This window comes from Streptomyces sp. WAC 04229, from assembly GCF_003947455.1.
Taxonomy (GTDB): Bacteria; Actinomycetota; Actinomycetes; order Streptomycetales; family Streptomycetaceae; genus Streptomyces.
Genome location: NZ_QHJH01000337.1, coordinates 1 through 3,774 on the forward strand (window position 1 = coordinate 1; position 3,774 = coordinate 3,774).

The 3,774-nt window shown below is 75.4% G+C and carries 4 protein-coding genes and 1 pseudogene; 3 read left to right on the forward strand and 2 right to left on the reverse strand.

Translation table 11 applies throughout. The features are described from left to right. Positions 1-168: pseudogene (locus DMH12_RS37705) on the reverse strand (cysteine hydrolase); the annotation flags it as partial. 71 nt (positions 169-239) lie between these two features. Next, entirely contained in the window at positions 240-1,238 is a 999-nt protein-coding gene (locus DMH12_RS37710; protein WP_125495764.1) for a PHB depolymerase family esterase, read from the reverse strand. Positions 1,239-1,323: 85 nt separating this feature from the next. Here DMH12_RS37710 and DMH12_RS37715 point away from each other — a divergent pair, with 85 nt between their 5' ends. The 3 genes from DMH12_RS37715 to DMH12_RS37725 all read left to right on the forward strand — a co-directional run bounded on the left by DMH12_RS37715 (position 1,324) and on the right by DMH12_RS37725 (position 3,600). Then, positions 1,324-2,286 carry a LysR family transcriptional regulator gene (locus tag DMH12_RS37715; protein WP_125495765.1) on the forward strand — a complete coding sequence of 321 codons (963 nt, stop codon included), beginning with the start codon at positions 1,324-1,326 and terminating at the stop codon, positions 2,284-2,286. Then, the gene (locus tag DMH12_RS37720) at positions 2,283-3,161 is read left to right on the forward strand and encodes a serine hydrolase (protein ID WP_125495766.1); all 879 of its coding nucleotides are present in this window, start codon (positions 2,283-2,285) and stop codon (positions 3,159-3,161) included. Before DMH12_RS37715 ends, DMH12_RS37720 begins: the two co-directional genes overlap by 4 nt. 70 nt (positions 3,162-3,231) lie before the next feature. Next, positions 3,232-3,600 (forward strand): DUF6479 family protein, encoded by a 369-nt coding sequence (locus DMH12_RS37725; protein WP_125495767.1) that lies wholly within the window; start codon positions 3,232-3,234, stop codon positions 3,598-3,600. Positions 3,601-3,774 lie beyond the last annotated feature (174 nt).

The following is a 3,774-nucleotide window of genomic DNA, read 5'->3' on the forward strand; positions in this document are numbered from 1 at the left end:
GGCTGGGGTCAGCCGGCCGGCGATCTCTTCGGCGGTCAGGACGAGAGCGAAGCCCTTGCGCAGGACGGCGAGTTCGGGTTCGTGCCGGGACTCGTCGTCCGTGGCCGTGGCGTCGGAGCCGAAGACGTCCTTGTAGCCGCGTCTGTACGCCCGCCGGGCCGTGGTGCCACCGCAGTAGTGAGGGGCGTGTCGCGTGGCGACGGGTCAGCGGCGGGGGCGGCGCGTCGCGTGGCGTCGGGTCAGCGGCCCGAGGCGGTGAAGAAGTCGAGGAGCGTGCCGGTGGCGTCCAGGTCCTTGCTGACGGGGCCGAATCCCTCGGGCGGGGCGGCGGTCGTCCCCGGCCAGGTGTGACCGGCGTCGTGGACGACGAGGAGCCGCACGGTGCCGGCGTCCGGGCCGCCTCGGCCGTCCTTCGGCCGCCAGACGGTCTCGTCGTAGCCCTTCCGCTCCCGCGTGACCGGGTCGCCCGCGCCCCCGGCCTCCGCGAACGCCTCCGCGGTGTCCCGTGCCGACAGGCTCGGCAGGATCGGTTCCTCGGGGTTCGGCGGCGGGGAGGGCAGGCCGGCCAGGGGCCGTACGGGGTCGTCGGCGCCGTAGACGACCAGGACCGGGACGGGCCCGGTGGGCTGCACCGCGCCGTCGCCCGCGGCCAGCTGGCCGGAGACCGAGGCCGCGCCCGCCACCAGGCCGGGGCGTTCGGCGGCCAGGCGCAGCGCCATCGAGCCGCCGTTGGAGAACCCGGCGACGTAGACCCGCCGCGGGTCGGCGCGCTCGGTGCCGACCAGGTGCTTGATCAGCGCTTCGGTGAACCGCACGTCGCGCCCGGGGTCGGGACGCTGCTCGGTCGCCTTCGCGCCCGCGCCCCAGCCCTGGTCGAGGCCCTCGGGAAAGGCGACGAGCATGCCGCGCTCCCGGGCGGCCCGTTGCAGCCCGCTCTTCTCCCGCAGGTCCGCGGCGCGCTCACCGCGGCCGTGGAAGGCGATGACGAGGGGCCTGCGGCCGTCGGCGGCGGGCCGGTGCAGGAGGTAGCGGCGGGTGTGGCCGTCCACCCGCAGCTGACCGGGGACCTCCGGCGCCGCCGTGGCCGTACCGCCGGTGCCGGACGCGCCGCTCGACGGTGGCGCGGCGTCCGGGCGGGAGGAGTCGGCCGAGCAGCCGGCCAGGGGGAGCACGAGGCCGAGGGCGAGCGCACCGGGCCAGCGGCGGAGGCGGGGCGCGAGGTCGCGGAAGGAGCGCATGTCCCGAGGAGAGCAACCCCGCCCGGCCCTTGTCCAAGATGCATATGGATGTTGGATCGATCAATCCCCGATATGATTACTGCTCGTGGACCTGGTGCGGCACCTGGAGTGCTTCGTGGCTGTTGCAGAAGAGTCACACTTCGGGCGTGCCGCGACCCGGCTGGGCATGGCCCAGCCACCCCTGTCGCAGCGCATCCAGCGGCTGGAGAAGGAGTTGGGCGTCCGGCTTTTCGAGCGCACCAGCCGCCAGGTGACCATCACCGAGGCGGGCACGCTGCTGCTCGCCGAGGCCCGTGAGCTGCTGGCCCGTGCCGAGTCCCTGCGGGCCACCGCGCGCCGGGTCCGCGACGGCGAGACCGGTCTGCTGCGCGCCGCCCTGTCCCCCGACATCTCCGGAGAGACCGTCGCCGCGCTGCTGGCGGACTTCCGGCGCCGCCACGCGGGACTGGAGCTGGAACTGCACGAGCTGTCCACCGCCCAGCAGCTCGCCGGGTTCGCCGCGCACGAGCTGGACGTCGGCCTGATCCACCACCCCTGCGACGTCGCCGGCCTGGAGCTGGGTCCGGTGCTCCGTCGCGACCTCGGCGTCCTGCTGCCGCGCGGCGCCCCCCAGGCGGACCGGGCGGAGGTGCCTCTCGCCGCCCTCACCGGCTACGACCTGGTCCTCTTCCCGCGCGCCGACGCCCCCGCGGTCTACGACGACCTGCTCACCGCGTGCGCCCGGGGCGGCTGGACGCCCGGTGCCGTACGGCACGGCCAGGGCGCCAGCTTCGTACGCGGCCTGGTGCTGTCGTCCGGGGCCGTCGCCCTGTGTCCGCGCGACACCCGGCTGGTGACACCCGGCGACCAGGACCTGGTCTGGCGCCCGCTGGCCGGGGCCGCGCCCGCCTGGCGGCACTCCGTGGCCTGGCCGAAGGGGCGCGGCGACGCCGCCGTCGTCGCCTTCACGGACGCGGCCACCCACGCCCTGCGCACCACGGCCGACGCCCACTCGGAGGCCCCCGCCCGGCCCCTGCACCTTCGCCCGGCATCGGAGTACTGGCTATGACCGACACCGCCACCGCGGCCCGGCTGGGCGCTGCCTTCGCCGAGGCCGGGGTCACCGGGTGGCTGCACGCCGTGGACGTGGACTCCGGTGCGCAGGTGGAGGCCGGTGCGGACCAGGCGGTGTGCACGGCGAGCGTCCACAAGGTGTGCGTGCTGGTGACGCTGCACGAGCAGGCGGCGGCCGGGGTGCTCGACCTCACCGAGCAGGTCGAGTGCCCGGCCGACGGGCGCACCCCGGGGCCCACCGGCCTGTCGGCGATGCTGGACCCGGTCCGGCTGTCGCTGCGCGACGCGGCGTTCTGGATGATGTCCGTCAGCGACAACACCGCCGCCGACCTGCTGCTGCACCGGGTCGGCCTGGACGCCGTCAACCGGACCACCGAGCGGCTCGGTCTGACCAGGACGCGGGCCGTGTACGGCTTCGGCGAGATCCTGGGCACCATGCGCGAGGACGCCGGGCCCGCCGGCGCCCAGGCCCTGACCGACCCGCGCGTCATCACCCGGCTCCGCGCCCTGGACCCCGCCCGCACCAACCGCAGCACCCCCCGGGACATGACCCGGCTGCTCACCGCGGTCTGGCGGGACGAGGCCTGCCCGCCCGAGTACGGCGCCGCGATGCGCAGGATCATGGGCCTCCAGGTCTGGCCGCACCGCCTGGCCTCGGGCTTCCCCTTCGACGACGTCCACGTGGCCGGCAAGACCGGCAGCCTGCCGACCCTGCGCAACGAGGTCGGCGTCGTCGAGTACCCCGACGGGGGCCGCTACGCCGTCGCGGTCTTCACCCGCACCGCCCACACCGCCGCCACACTCCCGGCCGCGGACGCGGTCATCGGCACGGCGGCCCGGATCGCGGTGGACGCGCTGCGGGCGCCGTGAACCGCTGACCCGGGAAGGCAAAAGAGGCTTATCGGGCGCTTTATCCCATTCGGGGGTACATAATCGGAACATGAGTACGGCAACGTATGAACTGCTGGCCGCGTCCGACGGCGTCAACGTGACAGTGGCCTTCATCCTCGGGCTGGTGGTCGCCGGCGCGCTCATCGGCGCCGTACGGATCGGCATGCGGGTCATGGACCGGGAGTCCGACCGCCCGCGCGCCGAGGATCAGCCCCACCTCCCGGCGACCGGCGCCGTCCACGAGGAGCGGGAGATGCGGGAGCCCGACGAGATCCCGCTGAACCAGGACGGCAGCCCACGGCTCATGCCCTACGAGCTGCACCACTCGGGCAGCCGCCGGGGCGAGGACCAGCGACGGAAGCGCTGGCTGCCCGGTTCCAGCGGAGCGTTCGGCAGCGGCGGCTCCGGGCACCACTGAGCGGTCCGGTGGCGGGCGGAGGACCGGGCGGATACGGCGGAGCGGCCCCGGCCCGCGGGGACGCGCTCGGCCCCCTCGCCCTGATCGACTACCCGGACGGGCGCCCCCCCGCCGCCGGGAGCAGGGGAATGGGGGCCACCGGGGGAACGGGGGGGGTTAGGCTTGCCGGGGGGG